The 20,111-nt window shown below is 64.3% G+C and carries 17 protein-coding genes; 7 read left to right on the top strand and 10 right to left on the bottom strand.

Going from position 1 to position 20,111, the window contains the following annotated elements; genetic code table 11:
• Positions 1–130: 130 nt before the first annotated feature.
• On the top strand, positions 131–556 hold the full coding sequence (locus tag ACFVTG_RS00470; protein ID WP_390277153.1) for an SRPBCC family protein: 426 nt from the start codon (positions 131–133) through the stop codon (positions 554–556).
• Positions 557–583: 27 nt separating this feature from the next.
• On the top strand, positions 584–1,450 hold the full coding sequence (locus ACFVTG_RS00465) for an SDR family oxidoreductase (protein ID WP_390277151.1): 867 nt from the start codon (positions 584–586) through the stop codon (positions 1,448–1,450).
• A gap of 44 nt (positions 1,451–1,494) precedes the next feature.
• Here the strand turns inward: ACFVTG_RS00465 and ACFVTG_RS00460 are convergent, their stop codons facing one another.
• Positions 1,495–3,990, bottom strand: a complete 2,496-nt coding sequence (locus ACFVTG_RS00460; protein ID WP_390277149.1) for an ATP-dependent Clp protease ATP-binding subunit — start codon at positions 3,988–3,990, stop codon at positions 1,495–1,497.
• 170 nt (positions 3,991–4,160) lie between these two features.
• Between ACFVTG_RS00460 and ACFVTG_RS00455 the strand changes: the two genes are divergently transcribed.
• From ACFVTG_RS00455 to ACFVTG_RS00445, 3 genes are all read left to right on the top strand, one after another.
• The gene (locus tag ACFVTG_RS00455; protein ID WP_390277147.1) at positions 4,161–4,625 is read left to right on the top strand and encodes a GatB/YqeY domain-containing protein; all 465 of its coding nucleotides are present in this window, start codon (positions 4,161–4,163) and stop codon (positions 4,623–4,625) included.
• A 28-nt stretch (positions 4,626–4,653) separates the two neighbouring features.
• On the top strand, positions 4,654–5,517 hold the full coding sequence (locus ACFVTG_RS00450) for an HNH endonuclease (protein WP_390277145.1): 864 nt from the start codon (positions 4,654–4,656) through the stop codon (positions 5,515–5,517).
• A gap of 197 nt (positions 5,518–5,714) precedes the next feature.
• Positions 5,715–6,074 carry a DUF1508 domain-containing protein gene (locus ACFVTG_RS00445; protein WP_284752287.1) on the top strand — a complete coding sequence of 120 codons (360 nt, stop codon included), beginning with the start codon at positions 5,715–5,717 and terminating at the stop codon, positions 6,072–6,074.
• Here ACFVTG_RS00445 and ACFVTG_RS00440 read toward each other — a convergent pair.
• The 8 genes from ACFVTG_RS00440 to ACFVTG_RS00405 are packed head-to-tail and all read right to left on the bottom strand — an operon-like array spanning position 6,071 to position 14,977.
• On the bottom strand, positions 6,071–7,231 hold the full coding sequence (locus ACFVTG_RS00440; RefSeq protein WP_390277143.1) for a glycerate kinase: 1,161 nt from the start codon (positions 7,229–7,231) through the stop codon (positions 6,071–6,073). The two genes, ACFVTG_RS00445 and ACFVTG_RS00440, sit on opposite strands and share 4 nt — an antisense overlap.
• Positions 7,228–8,013, bottom strand: a complete 786-nt coding sequence (locus ACFVTG_RS00435; RefSeq protein ID WP_390277141.1) for an SDR family NAD(P)-dependent oxidoreductase — start codon at positions 8,011–8,013, stop codon at positions 7,228–7,230. Before ACFVTG_RS00435 ends, ACFVTG_RS00440 begins: the two co-directional genes overlap by 4 nt.
• A gap of 3 nt (positions 8,014–8,016) precedes the next feature.
• Entirely contained in the window at positions 8,017–9,177 is a 1,161-nt protein-coding gene (locus ACFVTG_RS00430) for a dihydrodipicolinate synthase family protein (protein WP_390277138.1), read from the bottom strand.
• Positions 9,174–10,046, bottom strand: a complete 873-nt coding sequence (locus ACFVTG_RS00425; protein ID WP_390277136.1) for a sugar phosphate isomerase/epimerase family protein — start codon at positions 10,044–10,046, stop codon at positions 9,174–9,176. The genes ACFVTG_RS00430 and ACFVTG_RS00425 overlap by 4 nt, the downstream gene beginning before the upstream one ends.
• Positions 10,043–11,173, bottom strand: coding sequence for a Gfo/Idh/MocA family protein (locus tag ACFVTG_RS00420; RefSeq protein WP_306959959.1), 1,131 nt, complete (start codon positions 11,171–11,173; stop codon positions 10,043–10,045). Before ACFVTG_RS00420 ends, ACFVTG_RS00425 begins: the two co-directional genes overlap by 4 nt.
• Positions 11,174–11,175: 2 nt before the next feature.
• A complete protein-coding gene (locus ACFVTG_RS00415) occupies positions 11,176–12,543 on the bottom strand; it encodes an MFS transporter (RefSeq protein ID WP_390277134.1) in 1,368 nt (455 codons plus the stop codon).
• 53 nt (positions 12,544–12,596) lie between these two features.
• Positions 12,597–13,601, bottom strand: coding sequence for a zinc-binding dehydrogenase (locus ACFVTG_RS00410; RefSeq protein WP_390277132.1), 1,005 nt, complete (start codon positions 13,599–13,601; stop codon positions 12,597–12,599).
• The gene (locus tag ACFVTG_RS00405) at positions 13,598–14,977 is read right to left on the bottom strand and encodes an FAD-binding protein (RefSeq protein ID WP_284752295.1); all 1,380 of its coding nucleotides are present in this window, start codon (positions 14,975–14,977) and stop codon (positions 13,598–13,600) included. The genes ACFVTG_RS00410 and ACFVTG_RS00405 overlap by 4 nt, the downstream gene beginning before the upstream one ends.
• Before the next feature lie 199 nt (positions 14,978–15,176).
• Between ACFVTG_RS00405 and ACFVTG_RS00400 the strand changes: the two genes are divergently transcribed.
• Together ACFVTG_RS00400 and ACFVTG_RS00395 are read left to right on the top strand one after the other, a co-directional pair.
• Entirely contained in the window at positions 15,177–16,193 is a 1,017-nt protein-coding gene (locus ACFVTG_RS00400) for a LacI family DNA-binding transcriptional regulator (RefSeq protein ID WP_284752296.1), read from the top strand.
• Positions 16,194–16,307: 114 nt separating this feature from the next.
• A complete protein-coding gene (locus tag ACFVTG_RS00395; protein ID WP_390277128.1) occupies positions 16,308–17,900 on the top strand; it encodes an AMP-binding protein in 1,593 nt (530 codons plus the stop codon).
• A gap of 28 nt (positions 17,901–17,928) precedes the next feature.
• On the opposite strand, the gene ACFVTG_RS00390 is transcribed toward ACFVTG_RS00395, so the two are convergent.
• The gene (locus ACFVTG_RS00390) at positions 17,929–20,100 is read right to left on the bottom strand and encodes a bifunctional polysaccharide deacetylase/glycosyltransferase family 2 protein (protein WP_390277126.1); all 2,172 of its coding nucleotides are present in this window, start codon (positions 20,098–20,100) and stop codon (positions 17,929–17,931) included.
• Between the last annotated feature and the right edge of the window lie 11 nt (positions 20,101–20,111).

Genomic DNA, 20,111 nt, shown 5'->3' with positions numbered 1-20,111 from the left:
CCGCGGTTGTGGCAGGCCTAGACGCGGATAATCAGCTGGCTTAACGTTCAAGAGTGGCTGGCTTTCCGGAGGGACGGCCCCATTGGCCATCCCTGCGGCCGGCTCACGCAAGTCCGAGCGAGGAGGAAAGATGCAAAAGGTTGAAGAAGCGATTGACGTGGCCGTTCCCGTCCATACGGCTTACAAGCAGTGGACGCAGTTTGAGTCGTTTCCCCGGTTCATGCCCGGTGTGGAATCCGTAACCCAGCTGAGCGACACCACCAACCATTGGGTCACCAAGGTAGGGGGTGTGGAGCGGGAATTCGATACGGAAATAGTCGACCAGGAACCCGATGATCGGATTGCTTGGCGCAGTATTGACGGCAAGTCGCACGCCGGCATCATCAGGTTTTCGCCGCTGGACGCCGACCACACGCACGTGAAGGTACATTTCGAATGGGCGCCCGAAACCGTCATGGAGAAGGCCGGAGCCGCGCTTCAAGTTGACGCGATGCAGGTGAAGGCGGACCTGAAGAAATTCAAGGAGTTCATAGAGTCGCACGGAAACGAAACCTGAGGGTGGCGCCGCGAGGTGGAGAAGTAGATGACTGAGTCTGGACCAGTGCTTGTGGTCGGCGGAACCGGGATGCTCGGCAGCCAGGTAGTGTCCAGGCTGCTGGCAGGCGGAAAACAGGTCCGCGCCTTGGTGCGGCCCGGTTCGGATGCTGGCCGCCTGGAAGAAGCAGGGGCGACGATCGCACGTGGCGACATGATGGACCCGGAATCGCTTGCGAGAGCCATGGACGGCGTCGACGCTGTGATCACCTCAGCGGCGGGATACACCCATCACCGGGAAGGCGACACCCCTCTCACCGACACGGTGGGCAACATCAACCTCGTCGATGCGGCCAGCCGCACCGGTATTCGCCGATTCGTTCTCACCAGCATCCTCACGTGCGATCAGACTCCGGATGTTCCGCACTTCTGGCACAAGAAACTGACCGAGGATCGCCTGGAAGAACTCGGGGTCCCGTTCGTGGCTCTGCGTCCGGGCGCCTTCCTCGAGCAGATCGCCCGCTTCGGCGACCCTTTCAGCGAGGGGCGGCTCATATGGTTCGGGTCGTCAAGCGTTCCCCTGACGTACATTCTTGCCAGTGACCTCGCCGGATACCTTGCGGCGGCAGTCGACGCGAGCGGCGTCGAGGGGCAGCGCATCGACATCGGTTGGGACCGGCCGGTAACCATGCAGGACATCGCCGATATTTCTGCCCGAATGCTCGGCCGGCAGATCGAGCTCGTCCTCAACCCGATCAACCAGATGGGGGCGGACTTTGAGGCGATGATGGAGTGGTTCCGGACCGGACGCTATGTCGCCGACACCTCACGGCAACGCGAGGTCTTCGGGCCGCCGCCAACCGCCGAGGACGCCGTCGCACGCCTGCTCACCAGCCTCGGACACAGGCTTGACTGAGACAGGTCCGACGGCGGCCTGACGGGGCAGTCTGTCTACTCGCCTTAGCCTACGGCGGGCAGCGCGTCGGGAATGCGGGGCTTGGCGTTGCCCGCGAAGGTGAACTTGGCGTCGTCGCCCTCGCCGTCCACATCGACCACCACGATGTCGCCCGGGTGCAGCTCGCCGAAGAGGATCTTCTCGGAGAGCTGGTCCTCGATCTCGCGCTGGATGGTGCGGCGCAGCGGCCGGGCGCCCATGGCCGGGTTGTAGCCGCGGGTGGCCAAAAGGACCTTGGCGGCGTCGGTAAGCTCGATGCCCATGTCCTTGTCGGCCAGATGCTGTTCCAAGCGACCGATCATCAGGTCCACGATCTCGATGATCTCTTCCTGCGTGAGCTGCGGGAAGACAATGACGTCGTCAACGCGGTTGAGGAACTCGGGGCGGAATTGCTGCTTGAGTTCCTCTGTGACACGAGCCCGCATCCGGTTGTAGCCGGTGGTGGTGTCCGTGCCGGACTGGAAGCCGGTGGCCACGCTCTTGGAGATATCGCGGGTGCCCAGGTTGGTGGTCATGATGATCACCGTGTTCTTGAAGTCCACCACCCGGCCATGGCTATCCGTCAGGCGGCCGTCCTCGAGGATCTGCAGCAGCGAGTTGAACAAGTCGGAGTGCGCCTTCTCCACTTCGTCGAACAGAACCACGGAGAACGGACGACGGCGGACCTTCTCGGTCAGCTGCCCGCCCTCGTCGTAGCCGACGTAGCCCGGAGGGGCACCGAAGAGACGCGAAACGGAATGCTTTTCCGAGTACTCGGACATGTCCAGCGTGATGAGGGCCTCTTCATCAGCGAAGAGGAACTCGGCCAGCGCCTTGGCGAGCTCGGTCTTGCCGACGCCGGTAGGGCCGGCGAAGATGAACGAGCCACCCGGACGCCTTGGGTCCTTCAGGCCAGCACGTGTGCGGCGGATGGCACGTGACACCGAGTTAATCGCCTCATTCTGCCCAATGACGCGCTTGTGGAGTTCCTCCTCCATCTTGAGGAGGCGGCTGGATTCTTCCTCGGTGAGTTTGAAGACCGGGATGCCGGTGGAGTTCGCGAGAACCTCGGCGATCAGCTCCTCGTCCACCTCGGAATTGCCTTCCGTGCCGCCGGACTTCCATTTCAGCTCCTTTTCCCTGCGTTCGGCGACGAGTTTCTGCTCCTTCATGCGCAGCGACGCGGCGCCCTCGAAGTCCTGGGCGTCGATCGCCGATTCCTTCTCCATCTTCACCTCGGCAATGCGTGCATCCATCGCTTTCAGCTCCGGCGGACGGGTCATGCGGCGGATGCGCAGCCGTGCACCCGCCTCGTCGATCAGGTCAATCGCCTTGTCCGGCAGGAAGCGGTCCGAAACGTAACGTTCGGAGAGGCTCGCCGCGGCCGCCAGCGCGCCGTCGGTGATGGTCACCCGGTGGTGCGCCTCATAACGGTCCCGCAGGCCCTTGAGGATCTCGACGGTGTGGGCCACGGAGGGTTCCTGGACCTGGATCGGCTGGAAGCGGCGCTCCAACGCGGCATCCTTCTCGATGTGCTTGCGGTACTCATCCAAAGTGGTGGCCCCAATGGTCTGGAGCTCACCGCGCGCCAGCAACGGCTTGAGGATGGACGCAGCATCGATGGCACCCTCTGCAGCGCCGGCGCCCACGAGCGTGTGGATCTCGTCGATGAAGAGGATGATGTCCCCGCGTGTCCTGATTTCCTTGAGGACCTTCTTCAGTCGCTCTTCAAAGTCACCACGGTAACGGGAACCGGCAACCACGGACCCCAAATCGAGCGTGTAGAGCTGCTTGTCCTTCAGGCTCTCCGGCACGTTCCCGCGGACAATCGCCTGGGCGAGGCCTTCGACGACGGCGGTCTTTCCGACGCCGGGCTCGCCGATCAGCACGGGGTTGTTCTTGGTGCGGCGGGAGAGGACCTGCATAACGCGTTCCATCTCCAGCTCGCGGCCGATCACAGGATCGAGCTTGTTTTCCCGCGCGGCCTGGGTCAGGTTGCGACCGAACTGGTCCAGCACCACCGAACCGGCAGGAGCCACCTCGGCCTGGCTCGGTCCGGAAACCGTCCCAGTGGGGTCTTTCCCCTCGTAGCCGGAAAGCAAATGGATGACCTGCTGGCGGACGCGGCCGAGGTCGGCGCCAAGCTTGACAAGCACCTGCGCAGCAACGCCTTCACCCTCGCGGATGAGGCCGAGCAGGATGTGCTCAGTACCGATGTAGTTGTGGCCGAGCTGCAGGGCTTCCCGGAGTGCGAGTTCAAGTACCTTCTTGGCGCGCGGGGTGAACGGGATATGGCCGGATGGGGCTTGCCGTCCCTGGCCGATGATCTCCTGCACCTGCTCGCGAACGCCATCGAGCGAAATGTTCATCGACTCCAACGCCTTGGCGGCAACCCCCTCGCCCTCCTGGATCAGACCCAAAAGGATGTGCTCGGTACCGATGTAGTTATGGTTGAGCATGCGTGCCTCTTCTTGGGCAAGCACAACAACGCGACGGGCACGGTCCGTAAATCTCTCAAACATTTCGCCACACTCCTGGCAGCCGCCTACCTTGATGCTACGTCGCCGAGGGCCTTCTTGGGGGATCGCCGGAGGCAGAATTTTTGATACCGGGCCGGCGGGCTGCATGGATCTTCTGCACAGACGGTCCAGACCGTGAAGAATGAAAGCAACCACTAAGTAGAGGGAATACCATGAGCACCCTGAAGCAACGCCTGCATGCCGACGTCGTAGTCCACATGAAGGACCGCAACAAGACCGCACTCACGACGGTCCGCAACGTCCTGGGCGAAATCGAGACGCGTGAGAAGTCCGGCAAGGCACCCGTTGACCTGGACGACACCCAGGTGACCGCCCTGCTGCAGAAGGAAGCCGCTAAGCGCAGGGACACGGCCCGCATTTACACGGAGGCCGGCGAGGCCGGGCGCGCCGCGGCGGAAGTCGCCGAAGCCGAAGTCATCGAGGCGTACCTGCCCAGAATGTTGACGCCCGCCGAAGTCGAGGACATCGTTGACGAGGCAATCGCCGAATTGAAGGCCAATGGACAGGAACTCACGCTCAGGCAGATGGGCGCCGTGATGAAACCCGTCACAGCAAAGGTTGCCGGCCGTTTCGACGGTAAGGCCGTCAGCGAGATCGTCCGGACCCGACTCGCATAGAATCACCGGCACGCAGGGAGGAGCAGCCATGGCAGCCATCATCCTGGGATGGAATCCACGGCTTTGGAACGACTGGAACTACGAGGCTGTGCTCGAGCAGGTCGCCGAAACAGGCCAATTCCTGGAGGCGTGGAACGTCGGGCAGCACCGGAAGATCCAGCCAGGCAACCAAGCATGGCTTCTCCTGCAAGGCGAGGGTCCACACGGACGCGGGCTGATAGGACACGGCATCGTCATGTCCGAAAGCTATGAGGCGCCACAACGCTCCGGGCCGAAGAGTACTGCGTGGTACGTAAGCGTTGCCTTCGATGCCCTACTCCCCCTCGGCGGCCAGATACCGTCGAGCGTCCTCTGCAGCGAGGTGCCGGACGTGGCCTGGGACACCTTCCGCGGTTCCGGACGATTCATTCCGACAGAGTCAGGACCGGGCCTTCAACGCGTGTGGCGGGAGCACGGACCGGCGGCCTCCGAGCCGGGCCAGATCGTCCCAGGGACCTACCCGGAAGGAGCAGTCAGCAGGATTGAAACGAACCGCTACGAACGGGACCCCGAGGCCCGTCGGATCTGCCTGGCTTTCCATGGAACGTCTTGTGCCGTGTGCACCTTCTCCTTCGAAGTAAGCTACGGGGACATCGGCAAAGACTTCATCCATGTCCACCACGTGGTTCCCGTTTCACAGCTTGGCAGCGGCTACCGGCTGGACCCCATAGCGGACCTCGTGCCGCTGTGTGCCAACTGCCACGCCATGGCACACCGGGGCGTGGGCACCCCTCGCACCGTGGCCGAGTTGCGGCGGGCGATCGCCGCCGCCGGACACTTGCCCGGCCAGGTTGTAGACGACAGATCATTGGCCGCCCAGGACGCCGCGCACCGGATCCTTGAGCAGCGGTAAACGTGGTTCCGCCCTGGTGCACTAGCCAGCCAAGGCTCTTCCCCGTATTTTGGTTAACTACACCGTGTGGCGAGCACCACGCACTGTGAGTCAGATGATCCATTTGCCGGACTAAAACCACTGGGCGCAACGCCGCGCCCAGGACCCGGCGAGACCTACCGGGCGTCACGTGCCGCCCGCTGTTCAGGAGGATACGCATGGCCGGGATGTTTGAACTCTTCATCGACGAGGACACGAGCTTCAGATTCAGGCTCAAAGCGCCGGACGGAACGGTGGTAGCCGTCTCCAAGTCCTTTCCCGACAAGCGCGCCGCGGTGAGCGGCATCAGTGACGTACGCGAATATGCAGGAATGGGCCTGATCACCGATCTATGCCCCGAAGTCCCCGTTCGCGGAACATCACCCACGCCACCGGTTCCCGCCGTACGGCAAACCAGTCCTGCCCCAATGCCGCAGCTTCCCGTCCCGCCGCGGCACCATAGTCCTCTTCCACCACGCGAAAGAACCGGCCGCCCCTGGCACACCCCCGCCCTGGTCGACCATCCTGCACCGGTTTAGACGAGGCGTGAAGCCATTGCCCGCGCCGCGAGGACACGCAGCAGTGGCCGTGCGTTCCTGATTGCGTCGTCCCTGTCCTCGGTTAGATCCCTGATGCATTCAGCCGCACAGATCCCGTTGAGGTGGAGGCGTGATCTTGTTTCGGCCTGAATGATGCCACTGAGGGCAAGGACGGGAATGCCCCGACGCATTGCGGCCCGGGCTACCGCAATTGGCGCTTTTCCTTCCAAGGATTGATCGTCGAGTGAACCTTCTCCAACGATCACCAGATCGGAACCGCTCATGGCGGTATCGAGGCCGATGAGTTCCCCGATGAGCTCGATGCCCGGCGCGATCCGGCCAACACCCGCTGCAAGGAAGCCGACTGCGAATCCGCCCGCGGCACCCACACCTGGCGTGGCTGAGGCGTCAACGCCGAACGCGCCGAAGAAGAGGCCATTCCATCTCTCAAGGCGGCGTTCGAGGCGTTCAATGGTCACCGGGTCCGCGCCCTTCTGGGGACCGAAAAGGTGTGCCGCCCCTCGTTCGCCGACAAGGGGGACGCAGACATCTGTGGCGATGACCACTTCGGCGCCAGCCAGTCGTGGGTCGAGAGTGGATCCGTCAATAGCGGTCCCGCACACGGCGTCACTGCTGTGTGTGATCACGGTCCCGCTTGGATCGAGAACCGTCAGGCCAAGAGCCGAAAGCGCCCCCACGCCCGCATCGGTGCTGGCAACGCCCCCGGCAGCGACGATGATCTTGCGGAATCCGGAGTCGAGGGCGTCGAGAATCAATTGACCGACGCCATACGTTGAGGCATCTTCGGCTGTTGCTGCAGATGGTTGTGGAATGAGCTGCAGTCCGGCGGCCTGGGCCATCTCGATGACCGCCGTGTCCTTGAGAGAGGCCCAGGCCGCTTCCACTGGTTCGCCAAGCGGGCCGCTGACGGTGAGATGGTGGAGGTCTGCCCCTGCGGCAACAAGTGCATCGATCGTCCCCTCACCGCCGTCCGCGACAGGAAGGAGGGTGATCTCACTGTCAGGAGCGGCATCAAGCACGCCTGCGGCAATAGCATCGGCGGCTTGCCCGGCGGTGAGGGACCCCTTGAATTTGTCGGGAGCGACGAGAATTCGCAGCGGCCGGGAAGAAAGCCGCGCATCGTGTGTGGTGGTCAATAGGTGGCCCTTCCGCCGGATAGGTCATAAACGAAGCCGGTCGTGTACGAAGCGTTGGGCGAGATGATGTACTCGATCAGCGCGGCGGCCTCCTCCGCTGTGCCCAGCCGATGCATGGGGATCCGTTCGAGGTCTTGCGGAGTAGGCGGGTGCCCGCTCACCAAGGGGGTGTCGATTTTGCCCGGTGCGATTGCGTTGACGGTGACTCCGGTCGTCGCATATTCCCGTGCCAAGGCCTTCACCAGACCTGTGATTCCTGCCTTGCTGGCGGAATAGCCGGTCATCCCGGCCACGCCCTCCTTTCCCGCGGTGGACGAAAAGTGGATGAGCCGGCCGAATCCGTTCGCCGCCATACCTGGAAGCACCGCTTTTGATAGTGCGAACGCACCAACAAGGTTCACGCGGAGAAGCCTGTCGAACTCTTCGAGGGTTTCTTCGACGGAGGGTTGAACTTTCCCGAGGATTCCTGCGGTGTTGATGAGTACATCCAGGCCTCCGGCCAAGGAGATAGCTTGCTCGACAGCCTCTTCAACTGATTGGGGTTCGGAAACATCGATGGGAAGCTGAGAGTATGGCGTTCGAGCTGCCGGCCATTGGGAGGTCGGGAGGTCGGCGCCGATGACTCTGCCAACTTTCGTACTGAGCAGTTCCGCGGTTGCATGGCCGATTCCGGACGCGGCGCCTACGATCAGACAGCGGAGATCGGAGAATGAAGGAGTTGCGGCGGGCATCTGAGCGGACGCATCAGCCACGGCGCGGGCGGGGTTGCTGTATTGGGCCATTGGCTACAGTCCTTGTGCTCGGAAGTACGCCGTCGCCCGTGCTGCCGAAAGGTCGGGCTCAGGGAACAGGCCGATGCCGTTGGCCGCATCGAAGAGGTCCGCGAGGTGGAGGATCGAGCGGCCGGATTCGAGCCCGGCGACCATCCTGAAGTGGCTTTGCCATCCGGTGAGGTAACTGAGCCAGACGACGCCCACTTTGTAGTACTGTGTCGGGGTTTCGAAAATGAGCCGGCTGAGAGGGACCGTGGGTTCCAGGATGTCGCGGAATCCCACGACGTCTCCTTTGTCGAGTTTGGCGAAAGCCGCAGACGCGAACCGGGGCACTGCGGCGAAGGCGCCCAGGAGCGCGTCGCTGTGGCCTTGTTCGTCCCCGGCGATGAGATCGGCGTAGTTGAAGTCATCGCCGGTGAACAGGCGGACGCCGGCGGGAAGCCGCCGACGGAAGCTGATCTCATGGTCCTTGTCGAGCAGCGAGATCTTGATCCCTGCGACCTTTTCCCTTTTCGCACGGCTGAGCGCCAAGACTGTTTCCGAGGCATCGGCGATGGTAGGGGCGCCCCAGTAGCCCTCCAGCGAGGGGTCGAACATCGAGCCCAGCCAGTGCAGGATCACGGGCCGCGTGGCCGCATCCAGTACCTTGCCGTAGACGTTGAAGTAGTCGTCGGCCCCGCTCGCGGTGCGGGCCAGATGACGGCTTGCCATCATGACGACACTGCCCCCGACTGCCTCGATTTCGCCCAGCTGCTCGATGTAGGCGTCGGTGATTTCTTCGAGTGAATGAGGTGCGGCGTCCAGTTGGTCGGTGGCGATTCCGACGACGACCGAGCCGCCAACGCTTTTGGCTTCGGCGAGTGTGCGCCGTGCGAGTTCGAGCGCTACTGCCGGTCCGAGCCCCATTCCGCGCTGGGCGGTATCCATGCTCTCCGCGACACCAAGTCCAAGGTTCCAGAGGGAATGCCGGAGCTGGAGAGTGGCATCCCAGTCGATGGCGGCCGGAGATCCCGCGCCGGACCGTAGCGGGTCGGCGACGACGTGCCCGGCCGCGTAAGCAACACGTGATGTGGGCGGCGCAGTCAGTGTTTCCAGCGTGGCCGGCTGGGCTAGTTCCAGGGTCCGATGCCGGCCGGAGGCGGCGGGTAGCTGAATGGTGGTCAGGGTCTTCATGCTGGTTGACGCTCCGATTCGTTGAGGGGTTCGCCGACATAGCGGTTGAAGCTGGAGACGGTGCGCTTGATGATCGTCTCGAGGGGTAGCTTCCAGATGTCTTCGTTGAAAATTTCGACTTCGATGGGTCCGCTGTAGCCGGCGTGGCGGATCGAAGCGGTGAGGGCTGCTAGATCGATTTCGCCGTCCCCTGGAAAGAGGCGGCCGTTCATGTTCTCCGGGACAGGAAGGGGCAGTGCGAAGTCGCTGACTTGGTAGCCCGCGATCCGCGGACCCGCGGCCAGCACATCGTCATGGAAGCGGCTGTCCCAGGACGTGGCGTAGGCATCTATGAGTAGCCCGACAGTGTCGGCGGGGAAGTCGGCGGTGACCTGCAGCGCCTGGGCGATGGTTGTCACAATGCTCCGCGTGCCGACGAACAGTGGATGCAGAGGTTCGAGCGCGAGTCTCACGCCGGCGTCGCGGGCGTACGGCTCCACTTCCTCGATGGCGGCCCGGAGCCGGACTTCAGCGTGCTGAATGCTGCGGTCGTGTGCCGGGAGACCGCCGGCGATAAGCGTCAGCATTGGACTGCCGACCTCGCGGGACAGCTCCAAGGCCCGCTTGACTCCTTCGAGCGCCGCCCGTAGATCGGCGCCTTCTTTGTCCGCGAGGAATCCAGCCCTGCAAACGGAGCTGACCGACAAGCCTGTGTCGGCGAGCAACCGCCGGGTGCGGGCGATTCCGATCTCCTCCACCGGTTCGATCCACAAACCGATGTGCCGGATGCCCGCTTGCATTGCCGCTTCGGCTGTCTCAGTCAATGGATAGGGGCGGGTGGTGGCCTGGTTCAGGCTAAGTTCCACCGTTTCGCTGCGGACGTGCGTCATCGGGATTTCCCCGCTTCGGCCAATGAGTGCGACAGATGGGTGAAGTGGCGCGATTCCACAGACGCGGAGCGGATTTGAACCGGTAGCCCTGTACGAGCCGATTCATAGACGGCGGCGACGATTTGGAGCGACTTCATGGCTTCACGTCCGGTGACGGCTGGTTGCCGTCCGGAGCGAATGGCATCGACGAAGTCGGCCACTTGGACTCTGTGCAAGGGCAGGAGCCGTGCGTTGACTTCCGCCACAGGGATATCGCCGCTCAAACCATCCGGGAATACCGTCCCGGCCCGTTCCTCGCCGGGTATTGCCCACAGGTCGTTCACCGCGTCGGAGCCTTCCGGGTATTCCGTGACCTGCACCGTCGCACCGTTGCTTCCAGTGACGACGATGCGCGTGCCAAGGTTCGGGCTGGCGGCGACCGTAGCGCTGAGTGTCGCTATGGCTCCGGAGGCAAAGGTGATGAGCGCAGCCGCGGTGTCTTCGACTTCGATGGTGTCGCCGAGGACGAAGGAACCGGCCTTGGCGCTGACCTCCACGGGGTCCCCCATGAACCACTGAAGGAGGTCGATGTTGTGGATTGCCTGGGTCATGAGCACTCCGCCGCCGTCCGCAGCCCAGGTGCCGCGCCAAGCGGCCGCGTCGTAGTAGTCGATGCCGCGGTGCAGGAGTACTTGGCAGTGTCCAAGCATCGGTGTGCCGAGGCGACCGTCGTCGATGGCTGTCCGGAGGGCCCGGGCGCCGGGCCAAAAGCGGCGCTGGAACACCACCCCCAGGGTGATGCCGCCCTCTTCGGCGGCGCTGACCATTCGTTCAGCGGCGCCGGTGTCGGTGGCAATTGGCTTTTCGCATAGAACGTGCACTCCCGCGGACGCGGCTTCGGCCACGACGGCCTCGTGCGTCGGGTGCGGTGTGCAGACGCTGATGGCGTCGATTCCCAGCGCTATAAGTTCCCTCACCGAGGGGACAGCGTGCGCGATGCCACGTTCGGCCGCGAACATTTGTGCGCGTTCGACGGCGACATCGCAGACTCCGACGATTTCGACGTCGGGCAACGCGGAGTAGGACTGGAAGTGGTTGTCGGCGATGTTGCCGCAGCCGACGATTCCTACGCGGAAGGGGTGGTTCATTGCTACTCTCCTGAGGGATTCGACGTGGAAGGACGCACGCGGGCGGTGGAAATCGGGGCTCCCAGTTGTTCCAGGGGCACTTTGAAGGTTTCCTTTGCGGTGAGGGCGCTGGCTGCGGCCATGAGGGCGATGACGGCGGAGATGGTGGCGACCGGCATCCAGTCGCCCGGGTGGCCGGCCGTCAGCGCGGTGTAAATGGTCGGCGCGAACCCGGCTGCGATGAGGCCGATCTGCAAGCCGAGGGCCATGCCGGTCTGGCGGACCTTCAGGTTGAACATTTCCGCGAAGAACGACGGGTAGGTGGCGTTGATGGCCGCGTAGGCGAAGGAAACCGAAAGGAATCCCGCCACGAAGAGCAGTGGCGCGTTGCCGGATTGGATGGAGGCGAAGTACGCGAAGATCATGGCCGCGGATCCGATGTTGCCTGCTATGAATACCGGTTTCCGCCCGATGCGGTCAGAGAGGGCAGCGAACAAAGGCTGGGTCACGAGGGCGCACACGTGGCTGACGATGAGGACCCACAGCATGGTGCTGCTCGGGACAGCATAGACAGACGTCGCCAATGAGAGCGCAAAGACCTTGATGACGGTGTCAATCGCGAACGCAAGCGAGCAGAAGGTGACCCGGACGATGGCACCCCAATGCGAGCGGAACACTTCGACCACCGGTACCTTCACCAAGGCGTGCTCCTCCTTGGCTTCAAGGAATGCTTCCGGCTCGGTGAGCTTCGCACGGATGATGAGACCGGCGACTGTGACGAGGGCGCTGAGGAGGAACGGAATGCGCCAGCCCCAACTGAGCAGCTGGTCTTTGGGTAGTGCGGAGATCGGTACGAAGATGAGGGTGGCCAGGACGAAGCCTCCGACGATCCCGTTGGGGGCCCAACTCGTGAAGAAGCCCCGGCGCCCTTCCGGCGATACCTCGATGGTGAGTACTGTGGCCGCGGCAGTCTCGCCGCCGACGGAAATGCCTTGGAGGATGCGAAGAGTCACCAGGAGGACTGCCGCCCAAACTCCGATCTGGGAGTATCCGGGTAGGCAACCAACGAGGAACGTGCATGTTCCCATGAGGATGAGAATGAAGACGAGGACCTTCTTGCGTCCGATCCGGTCCCCGAAGTGTCCCAGCAGAATCGCGCCGATCGGCCGGGCCACGTAGGAAACGGCGAAAGTGGCCAGGGCTGCCAGAGTCGCAACGCCGCCCGCTTCCGGGAAGAAGACTTTGCCGAAGACGAGGGCGGCAGCCAAGGCGTAAATGTAGTTGTCGTAATATTCCAGCGTGCCGCCGGCCATGCTTGCGATGGCAGCGCGCGTGGGGCTGTTCTTGACCCGCGGCGGGTGGGCCGCCGTGGTGTGTAGGGATGTGTTCACTGACTTCTCCTTCATTGCAGATTCAGTTGCCTGATACCCCTTGGGGACTCCGGCTAGGGGATGATGAGGGTCTTGCCACGGCCGAGGCGGCCTTGTGCAAATGCTTCGATCGCTGCCGGGGCGTCGTTGAGGCCCTGGACAATGTCGTTGGGGATTGCTGCCAGGCCATGGCGGGCGACCAAGGCAGCCGCCGTCGAGAGGTCTTCCGAGGTGTAGCAGAAGGTTCCGGTGAGGGTGAGTTCCCGCCGGACGAGGTCTTCCGTTGGTGGAAGGGCCCCTCCTTTGGCGAGTCCCGCCACGCAGATCGTCGAGCCCGGTTCCAGCAGCTCCATCACGGCACTGACGCTGGTGCCGCTTCCCACGGTGTCAATGGCGACATCCCAGCGCTCCGCGGCTCCTTCCCCCGGGGCAAGGGCGATGACCCCGTGATCCGTGATCGTCGCGCGGCGAACGGCGTCGGGTTCGATGACGGTGACGCTTTTCGCGCCAAGGCTGCGGGCCTGGAGTGCGGACGCCATGCCGATCGCCCCGCCGCCGACGATCACCAGGCGCGCGCCGGGTGAGACATTCGCGCGGGCGCAAGCGCGCACTCCGACGGCGATGGGCTCAATAAGCGCGAGGGCCCGTGGATCTGCGGCCCCCGGGACAGCGACGGTGTTGACGGCGGCAACCGTCACGTAGCTTTGCAGACCGCCGTCGACGTCGAGGCCCATGAGTTCGCGCCGGCGGCACAGTCCACGCGAACCTGTTGCGCATTCCCGGCATTCGCCACAGACGCGGTTGGGATCGACTGCCACTTGCTGGCCGACGGTCCGGATCGTCACGTTCGGGCCGACCTCCACAACGGTGCCCCCGAATTCGTGCCCGAGTATGGTTCCGATCCGGACGCGGTTGTTATCCCCGCGCCATATCGCAGCGTCCGTGCCGCACACACCAACGCTCTCGACGCGAATCACGATCTCGTCCGGACCCGGCGGAGTCGGCGCGGGCCGTGGCTCAACGACGAGCCGTTCCGCGCCCGTCCAGGCAACCCGGCGGGCCAACGTCGGGGCGCTCATGGCGCAGAAACCAGTTCGTCGGCCCCGTGACCGCGCACAATGTGGGCAACGGCGGCGTCTGCGGCGCGTCGGCCGAAAACGAATCCGAAGACGATGCCACCGACGTACCGGAGGTCCTGGGCTCCCCCGGCGTCGGCCCCGGCAGCGAACAGTCCGGGGATGGGAAGGTTGTCCCGGTCCAGGACCCGGCTATCACCGTCCACACGCAGTCCGCCGAACGGAATCGTGATGCATGGCTGCACCTCGATTGCCCTGAAGGGACCCTTCTTGAGCGCACTCGGGTTCGCAGGCAGCGGGGCGTCGAGCGCCACGGACTCGCCGTCGGAGGCTCGCTGGTAGCTTTCCAAGGTGGCGGCCAGGGCGGCGCGATCGACACCCCAACTGGCAACGACCTCGACGAGTTCCTCCAGGGTGTCCGTTTCCGCGGTCCGGGCGCCGAGCTTCTTCGCTTCGCCATGACGGTCAAGCGCCATGCCGCTGGGATACGGGACAGCGAGGGCGCGATTCTGCTGGACCTGGTCATCCCAGATCAGGACGCCGCGCTGCCCCGGCTCCCGGACAAGGAATTGGTTGGAGACTTCGTCGCCGAGCGACTCATCGGTGAATCGCAGGCCGCGCCTGTTGACCAAAACGCCGTAGGCGGAGAAATACAAGGTAAGGCGGAGGAACACCTCTGGCGAGACCGGCAGCGGACTCGGCAGGGTGTGGCCGTAGAAGCCGGACAGATGGCGGCTCGCCGCTCCCCCGGCCGCGGTTCCGAGGCGAAATCCATCACCGACTGAGTGCGGGTTGCTGCGAACAGCTATGTCGTCGGCACCGTTGCCAATGAACTTCTGCTTGAGCTCGGGGTCGCCCTGGAACCCACCTGTTGCAAGTACTGTTGCCGCACCAAGTGCGCTCTTTTCTTCTCCCTCGTGGGTGAACGTCACGCCTGCAACCTTGCCGCCGTCGATGATGAGTTCGACGTCGCTGACTCCGGTGAGAAGACCGCCGCCGCTGGCATTGATTTTCGCGGTCCACTTGGCGAACAGGTCAAGGATGTCAACCTTGCAGGCGCGACCCCATTCGAGGTGATCGCGCCATTCTTCGCTGACGCTGACACCGGCGGCACGCACATCCTTCACGGCCTGCTCGTAACCTTCCACCACCAATGGCCCCAGGACCGGATCGCCGTCGGGCTGGATGCGGCGAAGGACATCAACATTCGGTGCCGTCCAGAGAATGCCCGCTGAAAGCGCGGCAGACCCTCCCGCAGCCGCGCCCTTCTCAAGCAGGAGAACGCGTCCCCCAAGGTCCACTGCGCGGTTTGCGGTTGCCAAACCTGCCGCCCCCGCCCCGACGACGATCAGGTCAAAAGGCTCCGTAATGTCTGTCATTTGTCTCTCCTTTGAGTTTGTCTACTGCGGATAACGTTTACCGTTGGTGGCAATATTCGTGCTCTAGCAATGGATAACGTTTTCCGTTACGCTAGTTCCACCCGGACCTCCTGTCAAGAGGGGCGCCGGAAGACATTGGGAATCGTCAGCTTCGGTTGCGGTTAGGCTGGAGCGTCGATCACATCAAAGGAGTCTGGCCATGGCCACGTTGCGCGAGATAGCCGAACTGGCGTCCGTCTCGGTAGCCACCGCTTCACGCGTGCTCAACGGCTCGGCGGAGAAGCACCCGGTGTCCCAGGATGTGCGGGCCAGTGTGCGGGCTGCAGCGGACACTCTGGGCTACACGCCGAGCGCCACGGCCCAGGCGCTGAAGCAACAGCGCAGCAAAATCATCGGCGTCATTGCCAGCGACATCCTCGATCCATACTTCGCAGAGATGACCCGCGGGATCGAGATCGAAGCGGCCAAGTTCGGATATGTCACCATTTTGGCCAATGCCAACCGCGACCCGGAGCAAGAGCGGACAAAATTCCGCGTCCTGCGTGAACATCAAGTCTCCGGGATCGTGTTTTGCGGCAGCGACATCGAGGGCTCACCCGGAACCGCGCAGCTCGCACGCGAAGTGAACCTCGCCGTAAGGGCCGGTACGCGGGTAGTGGCGCTCGCTCCCCGGGGGTTTGATTCCACGAAGATCGTCATCGACAACGCCGCGACGGCGTACGAACTTACCCAATACATGCTTTCGCTTGGGCACCGAAAAATTGCCTTCATCGGAGGAATCCCCGGACTCTCCGCAGCCGAGCAGCGAATTGTCGGCTACCGCGATGCAATGTTCGAAGCGCAGGCCCCCGCACAAGTCCTCGGCTTGACCGGCATGAGCCAGGAATCGGGAAAGCGCGCCGCCGAGGAACTGACCGCATCGACGCAACTTCCGGACGCGATCGTCTGCACCAACGATGAAGTGGCCGTCGGCGTTCTCGCGCATCTTTGGACCGCAGGGTACAAGATCCCCGAAGACGTGTCCGTCGCCGGCATAGGTGGTACGCGTGGTGGTGCAGTCTTCGGCCTCACGACAATGACGCTCCCCCTGGTGGAGCTCGGCGGACTTGCCGCCCGTTACATCGCCACGGCAGGTGGCTCATCAGACGTGCCGGCTCCCCCGAGCTTTGAGCTGCATATCGGATCCACCTCTGCCCCGCGCGGACAATCCGACTAAACGGGCGTCCGCTGAAGGGCATCCCGCCGCGGCGCCCCTTGTCCCGGCCCCGCGCCGCCGGGTGTAATGGACGCACGACGGCGACTCCCGCCGTCGTGCGCTGAAGGAGCCGCAATGTTCACCAGCCCGTACGCTGATGTCGAGATCCCCGAAGTCACGATCTATGAGTATCTATTCGGTGGGCTGGGCGGCGAGGACCTTGACCGGACCGCACTCGTGGACGGCACGTCCGGCGTGGAAATGAGCTACCGGCAACTCGTCAGCCGAATCGACGCCACCGCAGGCTGGCTCGCGAGCCACGGGGCCGGCCCAGGGACCACCGTGGGCCTCTTCTGCCCCAACGTGCCGGCGTTCGCGGTCCTCTTCCACGGGGTCCTCCGCGCGGGCGCCGTCGTCACCACGATCAACGCGCTGTATACCGCCGATGAAGTCGGCAGCCAGCTCAGCGACGCCGGCGCCTCCTGGCTCTTCACCGTCTCGCCCTTCCTGGAGCGCGCGGAGGCCGCCGCCCAGGCCGCCGGCATTCCGGCGGAGCGCCTCGTGGTGCTCGACGGCGGCGGCCTCGTCTCGGCCGCGGGCCATCCCTCGCTCGCGGACATCATCGACGCCGGCCTTCCCGCGCCGACGCTGAGCGTCGATCCGCATGCCGCCGCCGTCGTGCCCTACTCCTCGGGCACGAGCGGCACGCCGAAGGGTGTCCTGTTGAGCCAGTACAACCTCGTGGCGAACGTCGCGCAATCCAGTGCCTTCTTCCGCGTGACTCCCGACGACGTGCTGCTTGCCGTCTTGCCCTTCTTCCATATCTACGGCCTGACCGTGCTGCTCAATCTCGCCCTCGGCGAGCGGGCCCGGCTCGTCACGATGCCGAAGTTCGACCTCGCCGAGTTCCTCCGGATCACGCAGGACCATCGCTGTACCTACCTCTTCATCGCGCCGCCCATCGCCGTCGCACTGGCGAAGCATCCGCTGGTGGACCAATACGACCTCTCGTCCGTCCGCGCCGTGCTTTCGGGAGCAGCGCCCCTTGACGGCGAACTGGGGCACGCTGTTGCGAACCGCCTCGGGTGCACGATGCTCCAGGGCTATGGAATGACCGAGCTGAGCCCCGTATCCCACGCCATCCCGCGCGACGGCGCCGAGCATGTCCCGCTCGACTCAGTGGGCTACACCGTGCCGAACACAGAGTGCAAGCTCCTCGACCCCGCCACGGACGAAGAAATCGAAGTCCCGGCCGAAGGACCGAGCGCTCCCGGTCAGCTCCTTGTCCGCGGCCCGCAGGTCATGCTCGGCTACCTGAACCGGCCCGACGCAACAGCGGCGACTATCGATCCGGATGGCTTCCTCCGCACCGGTGACATAGCGACCGTCACGGCTGACGGCGTCGTGACGATCGTCGACCGGCTCAAGGAGCTGATCAAGTACAAGGGCTACCAGATTGCGCCCGCCGAGCTCGAAGCGCTCCTGCTCACCCACCCGCGGATTGCGGACGCCGCGGTCATTGGCACCCACGCGGACGACGGCGAAGAGGTGCCGAAGGCGTTCGTCGTCCGGCAGGCGGGGGCCGAGCTCGGGGACGGGGAGGTCATGGAGTTCGTCGCCGGGCGGGTGGCTCCGTTCAAGCGCGTGCGATCGGTGGAGTTCGTCGAGGTGATTCCCAAGTCGGCGTCAGGAAAGATCCTTCGGCGGGAGCTGCGCGCTAAGGGTTAGGGACAGCCCGCGCCGGCACTCTCCGTGGCTATGCTTGGCCCTGCGAAGCCGGCGGCACGCGCAGGCTTCCATACCTCTCCATTCGGTGCCACCGCAGGTGCACGCCGGCCAAGGCCGTGACTACCGACTGGATGACGACGAGATACATGAGCTGCCGATAGACGAACTGCTGAAGCGGAAGGGTCCACAGTGGACGAAGCGACTCATTGTCGAGCCGGAACGCATAGGCCGCCATAAGGAATTGCACCAGGAGGAAGACAAGCCAGAGCGCGGCGATCCGGACCGGATCAAGGAAGACCAGGCCGTAGATGGCGAAGACGTCCACTACTGGAGCGAACAGCGGCAGCAGCACCTGGAGGACGAGCAGATAGCCGAGCCCGCGCCGGCCGAGCTTTCCAGCCTGCCCGCCCTGCACCACCGCGCCCCGGTGCTTCCACATGGCCTGAAGCGTGCCATAGCACCAGCGGTATCGCTGTTTCCAAAGCGCGCCAAGGCTCGCGGGAGCTTCGGTCCAGGCCCTCGCATCGTCCTGGTACACGACCCGCCAGCCATCGCGGCACAGTGCCATGGTCAGGTCCGTGTCTTCAGCAAGCGTGTCGTCGCTGACTCCGCCAACCCGGAACAGGGCATCGCGGCGGAAGGCACCAATAGCCCCGGGAACGGTCGGCATGCACTCGGCGATGTCGAACAACCTGCGGTCCAGGTTGAAGCCGACGACGTATTCGATGTGCTGCCAGGCTCCGAGGATCCCTCCACGGTTGGCAACCTTGGTGTTCCCTGAAATTGCGCCCACTCGAGGGTCGGCGAAGGGCTGAATGAGGGCGTGAACCGTTTCCGGTTCGAAGACGGTATCACCGTCGACCATCACCACGAGATCGTGGCCGGCAGCTGCAAGCCCGGCATTCAACGCGGAGGGTTTGCCGCCGTTCGCTTTCCGGATCAACGTAACACCCGGCAAGCCGAGCTTTTCGACGATGTCCGCGGTGTCATCGGTCGACCCGTCGTCAACCACAATGATCTCCACCGGATGGCTTGATTCGGCGATAGACCGGACTGCGGCTTCGATGCCGGCGGCCTCGTTGTACGCGGGGACGATGACGCTGACCGGCTCCGTGACCTCGGGCCGGACCGGCACGTCCACCCGGCGTCGGCTGCGGCCGGTCGCAAGGGACCGGCGCGCCGCTTTCCGGTGGCGCGCTGCGCACACCACCACGAGCACGGCCCGGACCACTGTCACGACTCCGGCCGCAACGAGCGCCCAGGAGATGGCGGCGATGAAGAAATCGCTGAGCCGTATTCCCCACACCAACGCGTTTCCGCTGATCTGCTCTCCCACCGAGGCATCGCGCATGCTTGCGATCCCGACGGCGTCGCCCGCCGTCGTGACCCTGAAGCCTTGATCCGCGACCTTGGTGAGGACGGAGTCGAGCGCCGTGACCGTCTGCTCCCTGTCTCCGCCGCCGTCGTGCATGAGGAGCACCTGGCCCTGCGGGCCTGAAGGGGTGAGGTTCTTCTCGATGGCGGCGACTCCGGGCCGCTGCCAGTCCTCACTGTCCTGGGTGGAGAGCACCGTGAGATAACCCCGGTCCGCAGCGGTGCGCATCGCCGCCCACGTCCCGTCCCGGACGGCGTCGTTCTCGGAGCTGTACGGCGGACGCAGGAGCGTCGAGGCACGGCCCGTGATGCCGGCAATCACTTGCTGGTCGCCCTGGACCTCAAGCTGCTGGCGCCAAGCCGGGGCGCTCCCAAGGTCCGCATGTGTCAACGTGTGCACCCCGATCTCGTTGCCGTCTGCAAGGATGCGGCGTACGAGGTCGGGATTGTCGATGGCAGCTGAACCCACCACGAAAAACGTGGCATGGACATGGTGCTTGCGGAGGACGTCAAGGATCCGGGGAGTCCAGACCGGGTCCGGACCGTCGTCGAACGTCAGCGCGAGCGTGCGGTCCGGCGGACCGACGGTACGAACGTAGCCGCCGCCGCGGGAATCAACCACCGGCCCACCGTGCGAGACCGCGTCCGGGACGGTACTCGCGGAGCCACCCCCGGGCACCGAGTCATCGGCGATCCCGGCGAGGTGATGCATGTACCCCTGCACGACGAGTGCGACACCCAGTGCCAACAGGACGGCCAGAAGGATGAACCAGTGCGCCCTGACACTGACCGGAGCAGTGCGCTTGCTCAGGCGGCGCGCACTCACGGGTGCGTCGG

It is taken from the genome of Arthrobacter sp. NPDC058127 (genome assembly GCF_042884555.1).
In the GTDB taxonomy this organism is placed as follows: Bacteria; Actinomycetota; Actinomycetes; order Actinomycetales; family Micrococcaceae; genus Arthrobacter.
The sequence above is the reverse complement of the archived record's forward strand: the minus strand, read 5'-3'. Positions and strand labels throughout refer to the sequence as shown.

Coding starts and splice junctions, on each gene's coding strand:
- ACFVTG_RS00470 (WP_390277153.1), top strand. CDS start 131: ATGCAAAAGGTTGAAGAAGCGATTGACGTGGCCGTTCCCGTCCATACG.
- ACFVTG_RS00465 (WP_390277151.1), top strand. CDS start 584: ATGACTGAGTCTGGACCAGTGCTTGTGGTCGGCGGAACCGGGATGCTC.
- ACFVTG_RS00460 (WP_390277149.1), bottom strand. CDS start 3,990: ATGTTTGAGAGATTTACGGACCGTGCCCGTCGCGTTGTTGTGCTTGCC.
- ACFVTG_RS00455 (WP_390277147.1), top strand. CDS start 4,161: ATGAGCACCCTGAAGCAACGCCTGCATGCCGACGTCGTAGTCCACATG.
- ACFVTG_RS00450 (WP_390277145.1), top strand. CDS start 4,654: ATGGCAGCCATCATCCTGGGATGGAATCCACGGCTTTGGAACGACTGG.
- ACFVTG_RS00445 (WP_284752287.1), top strand. CDS start 5,715: ATGGCCGGGATGTTTGAACTCTTCATCGACGAGGACACGAGCTTCAGA.
- ACFVTG_RS00435 (WP_390277141.1), bottom strand. CDS start 8,013: ATGGCCCAATACAGCAACCCCGCCCGCGCCGTGGCTGATGCGTCCGCT.
- ACFVTG_RS00430 (WP_390277138.1), bottom strand. CDS start 9,177: ATGAAGACCCTGACCACCATTCAGCTACCCGCCGCCTCCGGCCGGCAT.
- ACFVTG_RS00425 (WP_390277136.1), bottom strand. CDS start 10,046: ATGACGCACGTCCGCAGCGAAACGGTGGAACTTAGCCTGAACCAGGCC.
- ACFVTG_RS00420 (WP_306959959.1), bottom strand. CDS start 11,173: ATGAACCACCCCTTCCGCGTAGGAATCGTCGGCTGCGGCAACATCGCC.
- ACFVTG_RS00410 (WP_390277132.1), bottom strand. CDS start 13,601: ATGAGCGCCCCGACGTTGGCCCGCCGGGTTGCCTGGACGGGCGCGGAA.
- ACFVTG_RS00405 (WP_284752295.1), bottom strand. CDS start 14,977: ATGACAGACATTACGGAGCCTTTTGACCTGATCGTCGTCGGGGCGGGG.
- ACFVTG_RS00400 (WP_284752296.1), top strand. CDS start 15,177: ATGGCCACGTTGCGCGAGATAGCCGAACTGGCGTCCGTCTCGGTAGCC.
- ACFVTG_RS00395 (WP_390277128.1), top strand. CDS start 16,308: ATGTTCACCAGCCCGTACGCTGATGTCGAGATCCCCGAAGTCACGATC.